This is a genomic window from Gordonia sp. PP30 (assembly GCF_023100845.1).
Lineage (GTDB): Bacteria > Actinomycetota > Actinomycetes > Mycobacteriales > Mycobacteriaceae > Gordonia.
Genome location: NZ_CP095864.1, coordinates 665,506 through 683,204 on the forward strand (window position 1 = coordinate 665,506; position 17,699 = coordinate 683,204).

Annotated in this window: 16 protein-coding genes; 11 read left to right on the forward strand and 5 right to left on the reverse strand. The window is 69.3% G+C overall.

Annotated features, from left to right (window positions below):
• The first annotated feature begins 1 nt into the window (after position 1).
• From MYK68_RS03035 to MYK68_RS03055, 5 genes are read left to right on the forward strand one after another with little or no spacing between them, the layout of a single operon-like run.
• Positions 2 to 1,303, forward strand: a complete 1,302-nt coding sequence (locus MYK68_RS03035; protein WP_247866254.1) for an MCE family protein — start codon at positions 2 to 4, stop codon at positions 1,301 to 1,303.
• Positions 1,303 to 2,541 carry an MlaD family protein gene (locus MYK68_RS03040; protein ID WP_247866255.1) on the forward strand — a complete coding sequence of 413 codons (1,239 nt, stop codon included), beginning with the start codon at positions 1,303 to 1,305 and terminating at the stop codon, positions 2,539 to 2,541. Before MYK68_RS03035 ends, MYK68_RS03040 begins: the two co-directional genes overlap by 1 nt.
• Positions 2,538 to 3,965, forward strand: a complete 1,428-nt coding sequence (locus MYK68_RS03045; protein ID WP_247866256.1) for an MCE family protein — start codon at positions 2,538 to 2,540, stop codon at positions 3,963 to 3,965. The genes MYK68_RS03040 and MYK68_RS03045 overlap by 4 nt, the downstream gene beginning before the upstream one ends.
• Positions 3,929 to 4,897: an Rv1363c family protein gene (locus tag MYK68_RS03050; RefSeq protein ID WP_247866257.1), complete on the forward strand. Its 969-nt coding sequence runs from the start codon at positions 3,929 to 3,931 to the stop codon at positions 4,895 to 4,897. The genes MYK68_RS03045 and MYK68_RS03050 overlap by 37 nt, the downstream gene beginning before the upstream one ends.
• Complete coding sequence (locus MYK68_RS03055) at positions 4,894 to 5,541, forward strand: hypothetical protein (RefSeq protein WP_247866258.1); 648 nt, start codon at positions 4,894 to 4,896, stop codon at positions 5,539 to 5,541. The genes MYK68_RS03050 and MYK68_RS03055 overlap by 4 nt, the downstream gene beginning before the upstream one ends.
• Positions 5,542 to 5,697: 156 nt before the next feature.
• Here the strand turns inward: MYK68_RS03055 and MYK68_RS03060 are convergent, their stop codons facing one another.
• Together MYK68_RS03060 and MYK68_RS03065 are read right to left on the reverse strand one after the other, a co-directional pair.
• On the reverse strand, positions 5,698 to 7,158 hold the full coding sequence (locus MYK68_RS03060) for an aldehyde dehydrogenase (protein ID WP_247866259.1): 1,461 nt from the start codon (positions 7,156 to 7,158) through the stop codon (positions 5,698 to 5,700).
• Positions 7,159 to 7,213: 55 nt separating this feature from the next.
• Complete coding sequence (locus tag MYK68_RS03065; protein ID WP_247866260.1) at positions 7,214 to 7,519, reverse strand: antibiotic biosynthesis monooxygenase family protein; 306 nt, start codon at positions 7,517 to 7,519, stop codon at positions 7,214 to 7,216.
• Between the two features lie 128 nt (positions 7,520 to 7,647).
• Here MYK68_RS03065 and MYK68_RS03070 point away from each other — a divergent pair, with 128 nt between their 5' ends.
• Entirely contained in the window at positions 7,648 to 8,472 is an 825-nt protein-coding gene (locus MYK68_RS03070) for an alpha/beta fold hydrolase (RefSeq protein WP_502798297.1), read from the forward strand.
• A gap of 13 nt (positions 8,473 to 8,485) precedes the next feature.
• Here MYK68_RS03070 and MYK68_RS03075 read toward each other — a convergent pair whose 3' ends face one another.
• Together MYK68_RS03075 and MYK68_RS03080 are read right to left on the reverse strand one after the other, a co-directional pair.
• Entirely contained in the window at positions 8,486 to 10,030 is a 1,545-nt protein-coding gene (locus MYK68_RS03075) for a DHA2 family efflux MFS transporter permease subunit (RefSeq protein WP_247866262.1), read from the reverse strand.
• Between the two features lie 40 nt (positions 10,031 to 10,070).
• On the reverse strand, positions 10,071 to 10,550 hold the full coding sequence (locus MYK68_RS03080) for a MarR family winged helix-turn-helix transcriptional regulator (RefSeq protein ID WP_247866263.1): 480 nt from the start codon (positions 10,548 to 10,550) through the stop codon (positions 10,071 to 10,073).
• Positions 10,551 to 10,633: 83 nt separating this feature from the next.
• Between MYK68_RS03080 and MYK68_RS03085 the strand changes: the two genes are divergently transcribed.
• Genes MYK68_RS03085 through MYK68_RS03100 form a run of 4 tightly spaced genes read left to right on the forward strand, consistent with a single transcriptional unit; the run spans position 10,634 to position 13,331 of the window.
• Positions 10,634 to 11,131, forward strand: coding sequence for a glutathione peroxidase (locus tag MYK68_RS03085; protein WP_247866264.1), 498 nt, complete (start codon positions 10,634 to 10,636; stop codon positions 11,129 to 11,131).
• 5 nt (positions 11,132 to 11,136) lie between these two features.
• The gene (purS, locus tag MYK68_RS03090) at positions 11,137 to 11,376 is read left to right on the forward strand and encodes a phosphoribosylformylglycinamidine synthase subunit PurS (RefSeq protein WP_024332555.1); all 240 of its coding nucleotides are present in this window, start codon (positions 11,137 to 11,139) and stop codon (positions 11,374 to 11,376) included.
• Position 11,377: 1 nt separating this feature from the next.
• Positions 11,378 to 12,058: a phosphoribosylformylglycinamidine synthase subunit PurQ gene (gene purQ, locus MYK68_RS03095; protein ID WP_247866265.1), complete on the forward strand. Its 681-nt coding sequence runs from the start codon at positions 11,378 to 11,380 to the stop codon at positions 12,056 to 12,058.
• A 4-nt stretch (positions 12,059 to 12,062) separates the two neighbouring features.
• Positions 12,063 to 13,331 (forward strand): M18 family aminopeptidase, encoded by a 1,269-nt coding sequence (locus MYK68_RS03100; protein WP_247866266.1) that lies wholly within the window; start codon positions 12,063 to 12,065, stop codon positions 13,329 to 13,331.
• Positions 13,332 to 13,632: 301 nt separating this feature from the next.
• Here the strand turns inward: MYK68_RS03100 and MYK68_RS03105 are convergent, their stop codons facing one another.
• On the reverse strand, positions 13,633 to 14,919 hold the full coding sequence (locus MYK68_RS03105; protein WP_247866267.1) for an outer membrane protein assembly factor BamB family protein: 1,287 nt from the start codon (positions 14,917 to 14,919) through the stop codon (positions 13,633 to 13,635).
• A 166-nt stretch (positions 14,920 to 15,085) separates the two neighbouring features.
• Here MYK68_RS03105 and MYK68_RS03110 point away from each other — a divergent pair, with 166 nt between their 5' ends.
• The gene (locus tag MYK68_RS03110) at positions 15,086 to 17,626 is read left to right on the forward strand and encodes an ATP-dependent Clp protease ATP-binding subunit (protein ID WP_247866268.1); all 2,541 of its coding nucleotides are present in this window, start codon (positions 15,086 to 15,088) and stop codon (positions 17,624 to 17,626) included.
• Positions 17,627 to 17,699: the final 73 nt, after the last annotated feature.

Here is a 17,699-nt window from a genome sequence, read left to right on the forward strand (position 1 = left end):
CATGGGCGCCACCGACCGGATCGCCGGGCTCTCCTTCCCCAAGCGGGTGATCGCGATCATCGCCGTGCTGCTGATCGCCGTGCTGGTCGTGATGCTGTCGTGGTTCGGCTACCAGCGGGTCACCACGCGGACCATCACCGCCTACTTCCCGTCGGTCACCGGGCTGTACAGCGGAGACCCGGTCCGGGTGATCGGGGTGCCGGTCGGCAAGGTCTCGTCGATCACGCCGCGCAAGGGCGACGTCAAGGTCGTGATGCGCATCGACAAGGACGTGCCGATCCCCACCGACGTGCGCGCGGTGATCGTCGCGCAGTCACTGGTCTCCGGCCGGTTCGTCCAGCTGACGCCGTCGTACACGACCGGGCCCAAGCTCGGCGGCGACGCCAACGACATCCCGATGGACCGGACGGCCGTGCCGATGGAGTGGGACGACGTCAAGAAGCAGCTCAACGAGCTGAGCGAGGTCCTCGGCCCGAAGTCGGGCGAGAACGGGACCGTCGACCACGGCACCGCGGTCAAGACGATCGACACCCTGGCGGCGAACCTCGACGGGAACGGCGCGGCCATGGCGACGTCGCTCAAGGAGATGTCCACCGTGATGGGCACCCTCGCCGAGAACCGCGACGACCTGTTCGCGACGGTGAAGAGCCTGCAGAAGCTGACCGACCTGCTGTCGCAGAATCACCAGGAACTGGTCCAGTTCAACGGCCGGATGGCCTCGGTGAGCAGCGTGCTGGCCGATTCGAACGAGTCGCTCGGCGACGCGATGGACAACCTCGACGAGGCGCTCGGCGAACTCCGCGGATTCCTCGACCACAACACCGCGGCGGTGGCCGCGACCATGCAGAAGATGGTGCCGTTCACCGACACCCTCAAGCGGAACGACGAGGGACTGCGCGGGCTGCTGCACTCGGCGCCCAACCAGCTGGCCAACTTCATGAACATGTACAACCCGCTGACCGGGTCGCTGGACGGCGTATTCGGTCTCGGCATGGGCAACAACCTCATCACGCTGCTGTGCGGCTCGATGGCATCGACCGCCCGCCCGATGGACGACGAGGCCGGCGTGGAGAAGTGCGTCGACCTGCTGGCACCGATCCTCAAGGATGTCGCCGTCAACTTCCCGCCGTTCGTCGCCAATCCGCTGATCGGCCGCGCGGCGACGCAGGACCAGATCCAGTACCAGAATCCGAGCGTGAAGGCCCGGGCACAGGCCGGGGTGGCCGACCGCGATGTCGCCAGCACCAAGCCGCAACCGGCCGATCCCATGCTCAAGATGCTCCTGCCGTTCGGGGGTAACTGATGCGCACCGCCCGCCGAATCGTCGCCGTCGCCGCGGCCGCCGCACTGCTGGTGCCGCTCACCGCGTGCGGCACCGACCTGGGCTCGGGGGTGTCGTCGATCGGCGCCCAGGGGACCGGCAAGGGGTCGTACCAGATCACCGCGATGATTCCGTCGGCCGCCGGCCTGGTCCGCAACGCCCCGGTGATGATGACCGACAGCACCGTCGGCAGTATCGGCAACATCGAGGTGGACCACTGGAACGCCAAGATCACGCTGCGGCTGGACCCGGGAGTCAAGGTGCCCGACGGCTCGCACGCGATGATCGGTATGACCAGCGTGCTCGGGTCCTCGCACCTGGCGATCGTGCCGCCGGACCAGCCGAACGGGAAGTACGTGCCGGCCGGCGGCAGCCTCTCGCTGCCGAACTGTCCGCCGCCGTCGAACGTCGCCCCGGCGTCGGGCAGGAAGATCCCGGACATCACCGAGGCGCAGACCGTCGACCCGTGCCGGTATCCGACCACCGAGCAGGTGCTCAGTTCACTGTCGGTGGTGCTCAACGGCGGTGGTCTGTCGCAGATGGGCGAGATCGTGCACGAGCTGTCGGATGCCTTCGGCGGGCGCGGCGAGACCCTGCAGAATCTGATTCCCAGGCTGAACACCCTGGTCAGTGACCTAGACTCGCAGACCACGAACATCATCGCGGCGACCGAGGGCCTGGATCGGCTGACCGCGGAGATCAACGGGCAGGAAGCCACCGTGCAGCGGGCGCTGGCGTCGGGGCCGCGGATCCTGCAACTGCTGGTGGACCAGCGGCAGAACCTGATCACCGCGCTCGGTGCGGTCGGCGACCTGTCGAAGACGGCCAACGAGATCCTCGCCAAGAACGGCGACGACATCAAGGTGATCTTGCCGAACATGCGCGCCCTGCTGTCGCAGCTCGCGACCACCGGGCCGGCGCTGACCAACTCGCTGCGGATGCTGCTCACGTTCCCGTTCATCGAGGACAAGATCGACACCGTCGTCAAGGGCGACTACGTCAACTCCGACCTGGTCCTCGACCTGACGGTGGGCCGGCTCAGCGAGTCGATGGGCGCATCGATCGGGCTGACCGGTCCGGAGGGGCTGCTGGGCGCGGCCGGCGCCAACGCGCGCAAGTCGGCCGATCCGCTGACGGAACCGTTCACCGGGCCGTGGGCCCAGCGCCCGGCGCAGCCCGACCCCAGCCCTAAGCCGAAGCAGAAGGGCGGTCACCGATGAAGATCACGTCCTTCGTCCGCGGCCAGCTCATCATCTTCGCACTGGTGACCGTGGTCGCCGTCGTCTCGATGGCGGTGTTCTACATCCGTATCCCGCAGATGGTCGGGATCGGCGCGTACCGGGTGACGCTCGACATGCCGTCGTCCGGCGGCCTGTATCAGAACGCGAATGTGAGCTTCCGCGGCGTCGACGTCGGGAAGGTCACCAAGATGTGGCTCACCGAGAACCGGGTGCAGGCCGAGCTGAGCATCGACTCGGGCACCAAGATCCCGGCGAACTCGAGCGCCACCGTGCGCAGCGTGTCCGCGGTCGGCGAGCAGTTCGTCGAGTTCCTGCCGCCGACGCGGCCGGCCGACGGCACCCTCGGCGACGGCGCCAAGGTGACGATGACCGACGAGCAGCTGCCCGTGCAGATCTCGTCCATGCTCGACCAGGCCGATGCCCTGCTGGTCGCGGTCGGGAACACCCAGCTGCGTCAAGTGCTCGACGAGGCCTTCCTCGCCTTCAACGGCACCGGCCCGGCGCTGCAACGGCTGCTCGACTCGATGATCCTGTTCGTCGGGGCGGCGAACAAGAACGTCGACGCCGTCAACGACCTGATCGATCAGGCCGGGCCGATCCTGGCGACCCAGAACCGGACCGCCGACGACATCCGGTCGTGGACCCGCGACATGACGACGGTGACCGACACCCTGCGCGCCCACAAGACCGACATCACCGGGATTCTGCAGAAGGGCCCCGGTACGGCCACCGCCGCGCAGAAACTGTTCGGCGACATCAGCCAGTCGTTCCCGACGGCCATCTCGAATCTGTCGGTCGATGCGCGCACCATGGCGATCTACCTGCCGAATCTGCGGCAGACGATCGTGCTGTATCCGCGCGTCCTCTCGGCGCTGATCACCGCGATCAACACCGGCAACAGCGACCGCGGCCCGAACGTGAACTTCACGCTCGGCTTCCAGGATCCGCCGACCTGCACGGTCGGCTTCATTCCGCCGGCCGACTGGCGCTTCCCGAGTGCGCAGACCCCGCAGCAGGTGCCCGCCGGCACCCTCTGCCGGCTGCCGCAGAACGCACAGGCCGCGGTGCGCGGCGCCCGCAACTTCCCGTGCGCGGAGTTCCCGGGCCGTCGCGCCCCGACCCCCGCCGAATGCCGCACCGGCTACAAGCCGTCGGCCCGCGACAACGTCGCCTTCCCCAACGGGCTGCCGTTCACCAACCTCCCGAAGCAGCCGGCCGGCTATCTGGTGCCCGGCACGCCGCAGAGCTACGACCCGACGCCGGCCACCTACGCGACCACCTACGATCCGGTGACGGGGCAGTTCATCGGACCGGATGGCAAGATCTATAACGCCGGGCTCGGTGAGCAGCCGGGCGCGAAGACGCAATGGTACGACCTGATCACGAAGACGGTGGAGTCCTGAGTTCCGACGACGAGATCCCGAAGCCGGCCGGCCCGGTCGTTCGCAAGACCAGCCCGCTCGGGCGCAAAACGAAGAAACCGGCCGCCTCGGCGATCCCCGGGTACGAGGTGGGCAAGGCCGCCCCGATCCCGGGTGCCGCGACGTCCGGCGCCGACGATGCCGAGACCGCGGCCGACGGGGAGGAGACCGCGGAGGTTCTGACCTCCGCGGCCGAGACGACGGACACCGCCGAGACCGCCGAGACGACGGACACGGCCGAGACGCCGGACACTGCCGAGACGCCGGACACGACCGAGACGCCGGACACGGCGGAGATCGAGACCGGAGCGAGCGGGATCGCCGCGGCCGACCGCGTCGGATACCGCGACCGGCGGGTCGCGGCGCAGCGTCGTCGTTCCGCGCGGGAGGCGGCGGGTGCATCGCGGACGAGCCGGGTCTCCGGCGGCGCGGCCCGGCGGGCGGTGGCCCTGATCCTCGCGGTGATCATCATCGTCACCGGCACGGTGCTGTCGATCGTGTTCGGGATGCGCTACCAGACCATCGCCCACCAGCGTGAACTGCGCGCCCAGTACGCGACGTTCGCGCGGCAGGTGGTGGTCGACATGACCACCCTCAACTCCGACAACGCCGACGCGATGTACAAGCTCGCGATGAACAAGACCAGCGGCCGCGCGCAGCAGGTGTTCCGGGACAACATGAAGCAGGTCACCGACATGATCCGCAAAGCGGACGCGGTGACCCAGACGAACGTGCTCAGCGAGGCGGTCAGCGAGGCCACCGACAAGGAGGGCACGGTGCTGATGGTCGTCGGCTGGACCAGCAAGACCAAGGACGGCAAGACGCAGCCGCTGTTCCAGACCTTCCGCTATCAGGTCGGCATGACCCGGATCAACGGCGACCTGAAAGTGACCGACCTGGAGTTCGTCTGGTGAGCGCGCGCAGAATCGTCACCGTCGTCATCGGCCTGCTGACGGTCGCGGCCGTGGTGTGCACCGTGTTCTTCGGCGTGCAGTACGGGCGGGCCCGGGCTGAGGAGAACGCCCGCAACAGCGCCCTCACCGCCGCGCGGGAGTACGTCCAGAAGATGTACGCCTGGACGCCGCAGAACATCTCCGACCACATCAACTTCATGATGGGCGTGTTGATCGGCCCGGCGAAGAAGGACTACGAGAGCCACGTCGTCGGCAACCGGATCGCCGAGCAGGTGAAGCAGCAGCAGGTGGTCGCGCAGGTCACCGACCAGGGCTCCGGCGTCGTCGAGAACACCCGGAACACGGCCACCGTGCTGCTGTTCATCAACCAGTCGGCCAGTCGTGCCGCGAACGAGGAAGTGCAGACCAACCCGGCGCGCGTGGTCTACACGATGGAGCGGCGGGGCGGGCGCTGGCTGATCAACGACGCGCAGCTGATCACCGATCAGACGCTGGAAGACATGGTGGACAAGCAGGGCGGCACCACCCCGCCGAGCGGTGCCATCTCGGTGCCCGCGCCGAGCCCGGGTGCGCCGTCGTCCGGCGCTCCCGCGCCGAGCGAGGTGACCCCCGCGCCGTCGTCGGAGCCGGTCCCCGCCGGCTGATCTGCGACCGCGTCGCCCACGCGGCCGCCCGCCCGCAGCGCGTGTCGCGGGTCTACTTGCGTGTCGCGGGTCGTGCAGGACCCGCGACACGAAGATGGACCCGCGACACGGAGGGGAAGGGGTGACTCGGCCGGTGGCGCGCCCGGATAGCCGGGACTACGAGGTGTAGCCCAGCGGCATGAGGATCGACTTGTGCTCCAGGTACGACTCCAGGCCCTCGCGCCCGTTCTCCCGGCCGATCCCGGAGCTCTTGTAGCCGCCGAAGGGCGACGCCGGGTCGATCGCGTACCAGTTGATCCCCAGTGTGCCGGTGCGCACGCGCTTGGCGATCTCGACGGCGCGGTCGATGTCGGCGCTCCACACCGAACCGGCCAGACCGTAGTCGGAGTCGTTGGCGATGGCGACGGCCTCGTCGACGTCGTCGTAGGCGATCACGCTGATCACCGGGCCGAAGATCTCTTCGCGGGCGATCGCCATGTCGTTGGTGACACCGGTGAAGATGGTGGGGCCGACCCAGTTCTCGGTGCCGATCGCCGGGCCGGGGACCTCGAGCACGGCGGTGGCGCCGTCGGCCTTGCCTCGTGCGATGTAGCCGGTGACCTTCTCGAACTGCTTGTCGTTGATGAGCGGGCCGATCTTGGTCTCCGGATCGTCCGGCAGGCCGGGGGTGAAGCCGGCGGCGACGTCGACCATGGCCGCCACGATCTCGTCGTGCCGGGAGCGCGGCACCAGGACGCGGGTCTGCGCAACGCACGCCTGGCCCGCGTTGAGGATGCCGGAGAACACCAGCATCGGCGCGGCCGCCGGGAGGTCCACGTCGTCGAGCACGATGGCCGCCGACTTGCCGCCGAGTTCGAGCGAGCAGCGCTTGAGCGTCTCGCCGCAGCGCGCGGCGATCGACCGGCCGGCCGCGGTGGACCCGGTGAAGGTGATTTTGTCGACGCCGGGATGGTCGACGAGGGCCCGGCCGGTCGCCACGCCGCCCGGAACCACCGAGATCACGCCCTCGGGGACGCCGGCCTCGGTGAACAGTTCGGCCAGCAGGTTGGCGTTGAGCGGCGTCTCCGGGGCGGGTTTGAGGACGATCGAGCAGCCGGCCGCGAGTGCCGGACCGAACTTGTTGCACAGCAGGAACAGCGGCACGTTCCAGGCGATGATCGCGCCGACCACGCCGACCGGCTCGCGCACCACCAGCGTCTCGCCGAACATGCCGGTGCGCTTCTCCGACCACTCGTACGCCTCGGCGGCGTCGGCGTACCCGGCCAGCACGCCGGTGCCGGCGAGCTGTTGCAGGGTGGCGACATCGGCCGGCGTGGCGCCCATCTCCGCTGAGACCAGCGCGCAGATGTCGGCGGAACGCTCGTTGATGAGGGCGGCGGCCCGGCGCAGCACCGCGGCGCGCTCGGACGGCGGCGTCAGCCGCCAGACACCGGCGTCGAAGGCGGCGCGGGCCGCACGCACGGCGGCGTCGACGTCGTCGGCGTCCGCTTCGGGTACTGAACCGATCAGCTCGCCGGTGGCGGGGGAGTGGACGTCGAGGCGCGTGGTGGAGTGCGGCGCCGTCCAGCGTCCGCCGAGGTACAGCTGATCGGTCGCGATAGGGGTGGTGACGGACATGCGTGCTCCTGGTATCGGGGAAGGTCTCCCACCGATACTAGAACACGTTCTAGTCTTACGCCGAGGGCTTGACGTCGAGAACGACGTCGAACTCCAGCAGGTCCGCCCCGGTGGCCACCGGCTTGCGGTCGCTCTTGTTGGCCGCGCGGGCGTCGCCGCCCGCCCACGCATCGAAGCTCGCCTCGTCTTCCCACTGGGTCACCACGAAGTAGCGGTCGTCGCCCTTGGTGGGACGCAGCAGCTGAAATCCGAGGAAACCGGGGGCCTGTTCGACGACGCCGGCGCGCGCCGCGAACCGCTTCTCCAGCTCGGGACCCTGTCCCTCGGGAACGTGAATCGCATTGATCTTGACGACAGCCATGGCTTTCAGCCTAGTCGCGCAAGCGCGACGAAGAAGGACTGAAGGCTGTCCTTGTCTTCAGGCCGGCCTTCGGCCACATCCGAAGCTCCTTCGTCGCTTCGGATGTCGAACCTCCTTCGTCGGTTCGGATGGTGACTCGCACTCGCCGTACGCCGCGACCGCTAAGGTCGGTAGCCGTGGAGGCGACGGTGGGGCTGCTCGACTACGGGGGCGACGACTCCGCCGGGCGTCCGCCGATCGTGCTGCTGCACGGACTGATGGGGCGCGGACGCACCTGGCGCAGGCAGATCCCGTGGCTGCGCCGGTACGGGCGGGTCTTCACCTTCGACGCGGCGTTCCACCAGGGGGCCGCGCTGGTGGGTGAGCCGTCGGCCGCCGATCTGTCCACCGAGCGCTTCGTCGCCGACGTCGCCGAGATCCTGACCTGGATCGACCGGGGGCCGGTGGTGCTGATCGGGCACTCGATGGGCGGCCTGCACGCGTGGTGCACCGCCGCGGCCTACCCCGAACTGGTCTCCGGGCTGGTGGTCGAGGACATGGCGCCGGACTTCCGCGGGCAGACCACCGGCACCTGGGCGCCGTGGTTCGAGTCCTGGCCGGAGCGGTTCGCGAGCCTGGACGAGGCCGTCGCCCTTTTCGGGCCGGTCGCCGGTCGCTACTTCTACGAGGCCTTCGACGACGGCCGGCTGCACGGCAGCATCCCGGTCTGGGCGGCGCTCGCCGAGGAGTGGGGCGGCCGCGACTTCTGGGCGCAGTGGGAGGCGGTCCGGGCGCCGTCGTTGCTGCTGGAAGCCGAATACTCGGTGACCCCGCCCGGGCAGATGGCGGAGATGGCGCGGCGGAATCCGGCGTCGACCCGTCTGCGGGTGCCCGGCGCCGGGCACCTGATACACGACGACGCCCCGGAAGTGTTCCGGGGCGCCGTCGAGGCGTTCCTGTCGAGGAATCGCTAGATCGTCCGACCGATCAGTGCATCAGCGTCGGCGGGGCCGGGCTGTCGGTGCCCTCCAGCATGACCTCTTCCGGGATCGACGCGGCGATCTTCTTGCGCGGCAGGAAGAACGCCGGGATGAAGGTGACGGCCACCAGCACCGCGGCCACGATGAACGTGGTGCCGTAGGCGTTCGCCGAATCGGTCAGCGCGTGGGCGATGCCCTCCGGACCGAGCTTCTTCAGCACCTCGGGGGAGCCGCCGGAGTTGACGATCTGCAGGGTGGTCGCGGACAGCAGGCCGGTGTAGATCACGGTGATCACCGCGGTGCCGATCGACGACGACGTCTGCTGGATCACGTTCACCAGCGTCGAGCCGTCCGGGACCTGCGGGCCGCGCAGCGACGCCAGCGCCGACGACATGATCGGCATCATCGTCATACCCATGCCCAGACCCTGGACGAACAGCGCGCCGCAGAGCAGCCAGTAGGAGGTGTCGGTGCCGATCTGCGTGAAGGTGGTGACGCCGATCAGGATCAGCACCAGGCCGCCGAGGACGAACTTGCCGGGGCCGATCTTGTCGGTCATCCGGCCGGCGATCGGCATGGTCAGCATGGCGCCGACGCCCTGCGGGGCCAGCAGCAGGCCGGCGACCAGGGTCGACTCGCCGCGCACGGTGATGAAGTACTGCGGGTAGAGCAGCGAGGCGCCGAAGAACGCGATCATGAAGGTCACCATCGTGAGGATGGAGATCGTCAGGGTCCGGTTCTTGAACAGCCGCAGGTCGAGCAGCGGGTTCTTGCTGCGCAGTGCGTGGGCGATGAACCCGATGATGAGCAGGCCGCCGATGATCATCGGGAGGTAGACGCCGGGGTTGTTGAACGTGTGGTGCTCGGCGCTGGACGAGACGCCGTACAGGAACAGCGCCAGGCCGGGCGAGAGCAGGATCAGGCCGAGGAAGTCGATGCTCGACTTCGACTTCTCGTCGTCGTCCTTGAGAGCGAAGAAGGCGTAGACCAGGGCGACGACGCCGATCGGGATGTTGATCAGGAAGACCCAGTGCCAGCTGGCGACCTCGATCAGCCAGCCGCCGAGGATCGGGCCGGCGATCGGGCCGAGCAGCATCGGGATACCGAGCACGGCCATCACCGAACCGACGCGCGCCGGGCCGGCGGCCTTGGTCATGATCATCATGCCGACAGGCATCAGCAGACCGCCGCCGAGGCCCTGAATCATCCGGTAGGCGACGAGCTGGCCGATCCCGACCGCGGTCGCGCACAGGATGGAGCCGAGCACGAACAGCACCAGCGAGGTCATGTAGACCCGTTTGGCGCCGAACCGGCCGACCGCCCAGCTGGCGATCGGGATCACCGCGGCCAGCGCCAGGGTGTATCCGGTCATCGACCACGCGGCGCCGGCCGGCGTGGTGTGGAAATCCTTGATGAAGGTCGGCTGGGCCACCGAGACGACGGTGACGTCCAGGATGGACATGATGGCGCCGAGGACCACGACACCGGCGACGACGAAGACGTCGCGTCCGAGTTTGTCGGGGGCCGCGGCGGCCGGAGTGGCCTGGGACATGAGGTTCCTTACCGGTGGGAGGGTCGGTGATGGTCGATGGTCAGCGCGCCGCGGGATCCCGCGTGCACGTCGGGGCGGGCAGATACCGAACGGCCTCGGACAGCACGGCGGTCAGCCGACCGCGCAGGTCGTCGGGCATCGGTGCCAGGATGTCGCGCACATCCGCGTCGCGCAGTGCGAAGTGCTCCGCGAGCAGATCGGTGCCGGCGCTGGTCAGTGACAGACGCTTGACGCGCCGGTCGCGGGGATCCTCGCGACGGTCGATGAGATTCGCGGCGACCAGGCGGTCGGCCGCGCGGCCGGTGGCCGCGAGCGACAGCCCGAGCCGCTCGGCGACCTCGTGGATCGGTACGGCCCCGTCGGCGTGCATCAGCACGAACAGGGTGCGCACCTGCGACAGGGTCAGATCGGTGGTCGCGAGGGTCTCCGCCGTGCTCGCCCGGGAACACGCCAGCATGCGGCCGACGAAGTCGCCGACGCAGGCGACGGTCGTATCCAGGGCAGGCACGGGGGAAGGCACCCGACAATGGTTACGCAGACGCAACTATTGCTGCAACACAATAAAGGGTGACCTTCCTCACCGGGCTGATTAGGCTGAGAGGCATGGCTCAGAATCCCGGCGGTATCAAGGACATCTCGGTGGAGGCGCTCGACGGATCGCCCTTCTCGCTCGCGGATCTGCCCGGTCCGCTGCTGATCGTGAACGTGGCGTCCAAGTGCGGTCTCACCCCGCAGTACGAGGGACTGGAGACGCTCGCGAAGAACTACGGCGATCGTGGCCTGACCGTCGTCGGCGTGCCATGCAACCAGTTCATGGGGCAGGAGCCCGGTTCGCCGGAGGAGATCGCGACCTTCTGCTCGGTCACCTACGGCGTCACCTTCCCGCTGCTCGCCAAGACCGAGGTGAACGGCGACGGCCGCCATCCGCTGTACGCGGCGCTGACCCAGGCGACCGACGCGGAAGGCGAGGCGGGCGACATTCAATGGAACTTCGAGAAGTTCCTGGTCGGTGCCGACGGCGAGGTGCTCGCGCGGTTCCGCCCGCGGACCGAGCCGGAGGCGCCCGAGGTGATCGCGGCCATCGAGGATGCCCTAAAGTAGGCGGCATGGCGCGTGTAGTTGTCGATGTGATGCCCAAGGCCGAGATCCTGGACCCGCAGGGGCAGGCGATCGTCGGAGCGCTCGGGCGCCTCGGCTTCGCCGGGGTCGCCGATGTCCGGCAGGGCAAGCGGTTCGAGCTGGAGGTCGACGACACCGTCGACGACGCCGCTCTGGAGCGCATCGCCGAGGAACTGCTCACCAACACGGTGATCGAGAACTTCGCCGTTCACCGCGTGGCGGACTGACATGAGCGCGCGTATCGGAGTCATCACCTTCCCGGGCACGCTCGACGACGTCGACGCGGCTCGCGCCGCGAAGCTGGCCGGTGCCGAAGCGGTCAGCCTCTGGCACGGCGACGCCGACCTGAAGGGCGTCGACGCCGTGGTCGTCCCCGGCGGCTTCTCCTACGGCGACTACCTGCGCTGCGGCGCGATCGCCAAGTTCGCCCCGGTGATGGGCGAGGTGATCGCGGCGGCGCAGCGCGGCCTGCCGGTACTCGGCATCTGCAACGGCTTCCAGATCCTCTGCGAGGCCGGGCTGCTCCCGGGCGCGCTGACCCGCAACGAGGGCCTGCACTTCATCTGCCGCGACCAGTGGCTGCGCGTGGAGAACAACCAGACCGCGTGGACCACCCGCTACGACGAGGGCGCGGAGATCCTGATCCCGCTCAAGTCGGGGGAGGGCCGTTACGTCGCCTCCGAGCGCAAGCTCGAAGAACTCAAAGGCGAGGGTCGCATCGTCTTCACCTACGCCGGGGACAATCCGAACGGCAGCCAGCTCGACATCGCGGGCGTGGCCAGCGAGAACGGCCGCGTGGTGGGTCTCATGCCGCACCCGGAGCACTCCGTCGAGGCGCTGACCGGCCCCAGCGACGACGGCCTCGGCCTGTTCTACTCGGCCATCGATTCGGTGCTCGCCGCGGTCTGACGCGATGATCGCCACCTCCGCCACCGCCGAGGGGCTGGGCGCCTTCATCGACGCCTCGCCCTCCCCGTTCGCGGTCTGCGCGAGCGTCGCCGCGGAACTGGAGACCGCCGGATACCGCCGGTTGTACGAGACGGAGGCGTTCGACGAAGCGGCGGGACGCCGGTACGTGATCCGCGGCGGGTCGCTGATCGCGTGGAACGCCGACGGCGTTGCCGGGCACGACGCGCCGCTGTGGATCGTCGGCGGCCACACCGACAGCCCGAACCTGCGGCTCAAGCAGCACCCGGACCGGCGCAGCGAGTCTCTTGCGACCGTCGCGCTCGAACCGTACGGCGGCGCGTGGCTGAATTCGTGGCTCGACCGCGACCTCGGACTCTCCGGCCGTCTCGCCTACGACGACGGCGGCGCGGTGAGACACGCCCTGGTGACCATCGACGAGCCGATCCTGCGGGTGCCGCAACTGGCGATCCACCTGTCCGAGGACCGCAAGGGCGTGCAGCTCGACCCGCAGCGGCACGTCGACGCGGTGCGCGGCATCGCCGACTCGCGGCCGATCGTCGAGTGGGTGGCCGAGCGTGCCGGCCTGGTGCCCGGCAGCGTCCTGGGCTGGGAACTGATGACGCACGACGTGACGCCCTCGCGGCTGATCGGCACCGACCGCGAACTGCTCAGCGCACCGCGGCTGGACAATCAGACCACCTGCTACGCGGGTCTGCGGGCGCTGCTCGCCGCGGCGCCGGGCTCGGGCATCCCGATGCTGGCGCTGTTCGACCATGAGGAGGTCGGTTCGGGTTCCGAACGCGGTGCGGCCTCGGACTTCCTGGTGACCGTGTGCGAGCGGCTGGTCGGCGCGCTGGGCGGCACCCGCGACGACTTCCTGCGGGTGATGGCGTCGAGCCTGCACGTCTCTGGCGACATGGCGCACGGCACCCACCCCAACTATCCCGAGCGGCACGAACCCGGCCACCGGATCGACCTCGGCGGCGGCCCGGTGCTCAAGGTGAACCAGAACCTCCGCTACGCCTCCGACGCGATCGGCGAGGCCGAGTTCGCGCTGGCGTGTCGTACCGCGGGCGTGCCGCTGCAGCGGTATGTGCACCGCGCCGACCTGCCGTGCGGCTCCACGATCGGCCCGCTCACCGCCACCCGCACGGGTCTGCGCACCGTCGACGTCGGCGCCCCGCAACTGGCGATGCATTCGTGTCGTGAACTGATGGCCGCCGCCGACGTCCCGATGTACTCCGCGGCGCTGCAGGCCTTCCTCGCGCGCTAGGGACTCCTTCCGGCGCCGAACCCACGGCAGCCGGCTGTAACAGCCCGCCCCCGGCGCGGCACCCACGACAACCCGCCCTGCCGGCGCGGCACTCACGACAGCCCGCCCTGCCGGCGCGGCACTCACGACAGCCCGCCCTGCCGGCGCGGCACTCACGACAGCCCGCCCTGCCGGCGCGGCACCCATGACAGGCCGCCCTGCCGGCGCGGCCCCCATGACAGCCCGTTGAGCCGGGCGAGGCGCTAGCCGAGTCCGTGTCGAAACGACCCCCTTGACCAGGGATGACTCTCGTACTCCGGAATCAGTTCGGGGCGAGCTTGGTGATCTCGGTGCCCTCGACCAGCACCAGGTAGCCGTCGACCACGCTCGCCTGGCCGTTGATGTCGCGCTGCCAGGCGACCCGGCCGGTGGCGGCGTCGTACGCGGTGAGGGCGTCCGGGGCGGCGAACACCGCGGTGGCGTGGTCGGCGCCCACGCACGACAGGTAGTCGAGGTTGCGGGACGGGTCCAGGTAGTCCGGCGGCGGCACGACGCCCAGGGCGTCGCCGTCGGCGAGCGTGTAGAAGACCCGCGAGTGGTCCTTCTTGCGCATGGCGACCAGCGGTCCGCACGGCTGGGTGGTCTTGGACAGCTCCGGGTCGGCGATGTGCCAGCCCGTGCCGGTGTGCGGGTCGATCACCTCGTAGTAGCCCGACGAGGCGAGTACCTGACTCGATCCGGCCCCAGTGAGTACCGGCAGCGTCGACGGTCCGGGCACCACCCGCATGCCCTGCGCCGTGCGCACCGGCGTGCGGGCCGGCCCGTTCTCGTCGCGCGGGTACACCGACACCGATTCGTGGCCGGGCGCGGTGACCTCGGCGAGCACGCCCCGCGGGTAGACGTCGAACGAGCAGTCGGCGCAGTCGAGTTCGACGGCGCCGGTCGTGGCGTCGAGCACCGCCGACCGGCCGTCGGTGGTGTCCACCACCAGCAGACCGTCGGCCATCCGCGGCTTGGGCGTGCCGCTGAAGTCGCGGCGCCAGCGAAGGGTGCCGTCGGCGGTGCGCAGGCTCGCGCGGTAGCCGAGCTGGTCGACGCGGAGGAAGTCGTCGCCGACGGCGGTGACCGTCGCGGTCCCGTCGAGGGGGCCGGTCCGCTGCGGGTGGCCGTCGTCGTCGACCAGATAGAAGCCGTCGGGAACCCCGCCGAGGCGGACGGCGCAGCCGACCTGCTGCGCGTCGTTGACGGCGCAGTCGCCGAGACCGGCGTTCACCGGGCCGGGCCAGCGCGGCTTCCCGGTGGTGGCGTCGACCAGCAGGAACGACCGGCCGAGATCGGACGGATAGGAGATCAGCCAGTCGTCCCCGGCGGTTCCGGCGACGGCGACCTGGCCGGTGCCGCCGTACCCGGGCATCCCGGAGTCGTCGATGGTCCACGACGCGGCCGGGGCGTGCGGGTAAGCGCGGAGCACGCCGTCGCCACCGGTGTATCCGGGGGGCGGGGAACCGGACATGACCACCCCGGCGGCGGCCACCAGCGCGAACGCGCCGACGACGCCGAGCGCCGCCATCCCGCCGAACCGGCCCCGGTTGAGTTCCGCGCGTGACATGGCGAACAGTCTGTCACGGCGTTCGCTTGTGGCGTACCCGCCCGGGAACATCGCTCCGGCACGAGGCGTTGAGTCCAGCAGACACTACAGTGGAAGCAAGGGCTCGCTGCCGTGCTTTCTCATCCGGGGCATGCAACACCGGAGCCAGCAATACATAGGGAGAACAATGTTCGAACGGTTCACCGACCGCGCACGCCGGGTTGTCGTCCTGGCGCAGGAAGAAGCGCGGATGCTCAATCACAACTACATCGGCACCGAGCACATCCTCCTGGGCCTGATCCACGAGGGTGAGGGTGTCGCCGCCAAGGCGCTGGAGTCGCTGGGCATCTCGCTGGAGGCCGTCCGCAGCCAGGTCGAGGAGATCATCGGCCAGGGGCAGCAGGCGCCGTCCGGGCACATCCCCTTCACCCCGCGCGCCAAGAAGGTGCTCGAGCTGAGCCTCCGCGAGGCGCTGCAGCTCGGCCACAACTACATCGGCACCGAGCACATCCTGCTCGGCCTGATCCGCGAGGGCGAGGGCGTCGCCGCCCAGGTTCTGGTGAAGCTGGGCGCCGACCTCAACAGCGTGCGCCAGCAGGTGATCCAGCTGCTGTCCGGCTACCAGGGCAAGGAGCCGGAGGCCGCGGGCACCGGCGGGCGGTCGTCCGATTCGGGCACCCCGTCGACCTCGCTCGTCCTCGACCAGTTCGGCCGCAACCTGACCGCGGCCGCCGGTGAGGGCAAACTCGACCCGGTCATCGGGCGCGAGAAAGAGATCGAGCGGGTCATGCAGGTGCTGAGCCGCCGCACCAAGAACAACCCCGTGCTGATCGGCGAGCCCGGCGTCGGCAAGACCGCCGTCGTCGAGGGCCTGGCGCAGGCGATCGTCTCCGGCAACGTCCCGGAGACGCTCAAGGACAAGCAGCTGTACACCCTGGACCTCGGTTCGCTGGTGGCCGGCAGCCGCTACCGCGGTGACTTCGAGGAGCGCCTGAAGAAGGTGCTCAAGGAGATCAACACCCGCGGCGACATCATCCTGTTCATCGACGAGCTGCACCAGCTGGTCGGGGCCGGTGCCGCGGAGGGTGCGATCGACGCCGCGTCGATCCTGAAGCCGAAGTTGGCCCGCGGTGAGCTGCAGACCATCGGCGCCACCACGCTCGACGAGTACCGCAAGTACATCGAGAAGGACGCCGCGCTGGAGCGTCGTTTCCAGCCGGTCCAGGTGGGCGAGCCCTCGGTGGAGCACACCATCGAGATCCTCAAGGGCCTGCGCGATCGTTACGAGCAGCACCACAAGGTGTCGATCAGCGACGCGGCCCTGGTTGCCGCGGCCACCCTGGCCGACCGTTACATCAACGACCGCTTCCTGCCGGACAAGGCGATCGACCTCATCGACGAGGCGGGCGCGCGCATGCGCATCCGCCGGATGACCGCGCCGCCGGACCTGCGCGAGTTCGACGACCGGATCGCCGACGCCCGCAAGGAGAAGGAGTCCGCGATCGACGCGCAGGACTTCGAGAAGGCCGCCAGCCTCCGCGACAAGGAGAAGCAGCTCATCTCCGAGCGCTCCGAGCGCGAGAAGCAGTGGCGTGCCGGTGACCTCGACGTCGTCGCCGAGGTGGACGACGAGGAGATCGCCGAGGTGCTGGGCAACTGGACCGGCATCCCGGTGTTCAAGCTCACCGAGGAGGAGACCACCCGTCTGCTCCGCATGGAGGACGAGCTGCACAAGCGGATCATCGGCCAGGAGGACGCCGTCAAGGCGGTCTCGCGGGCGATCCGTCGCACCCGCGCCGGTCTGAAGGACCCCAAGCGCCCGTCCGGCTCATTCATCTTCGCCGGCCCGTCCGGTGTGGGTAAGACCGAGCTGTCCAAGGCCCTGGCGAACTTCCTGTTCGGCGAGGACGACGCGCTCATCCAGATCGACATGGGCGAGTTCCACGACCGCTTCACCGCGTCGCGGCTGTTCGGTGCCCCTCCCGGGTACGTCGGCTACGACGAGGGCGGTCAGCTAACCGAGAAGGTGCGCCGCAAGCCGTTCTCGGTGGTCCTGTTCGACGAGATCGAGAAGGCCCACCCGGAGATCTATAACACCCTGTTGCAGGTGCTCGAGGACGGCCGTCTCACCGACGGCCAGGGCCGCACGGTCGACTTCAAGAACACCGTGCTGATCTTCACCTCGAACCTCGGCACCAGGGACATCTCCAAGGCCGTGGGCATGGGCTTCAGCAAGGACGACGGCAGCGGCTCCAACTACGAGCGGATGAAGCTGAAGGTCAACGACGAGCTGAAGAAGCACTTCCGTCCGGAGTTCCTGAACCGCATCGACGACGTCATCGTCTTCCACCAGCTGACGCAGGACGAGATCATCGCGATGGTCGACCTGATGATCGGCCGCGTGGAGCAGCAGCTGCGGACCAAGGACATGGAGCTGGAGCTGACCGAGAAGGCCAAGAACCTCCTCGCCAAGCGCGGTTTCGATCCGGTGCTCGGTGCGCGCCCGCTGCGTCGCACCATCCAGCGGGAGATCGAGGACCAGCTGTCCGAGAAGATCCTGTTCAACGAGATCGGCGCCGGTCAGATCATCCTGGTCGACGTCGAAGGCTGGGACGGCGAGGACGACGGCGAGGACGCCAAGTTCACCTTCACCGGAACCGAGCGTCCGCGCGAGGTGCCGGACAACCCGGTCGAGCTGGCCAAGGCCGTGGAGGGCGAAGCCGGCTGAGCCGTCCCGACGACGGCTGAGGTCGTCCCACGACGGCTGAGCCGTCCTGACGACGGCTGAGCCCGTCGAAGCC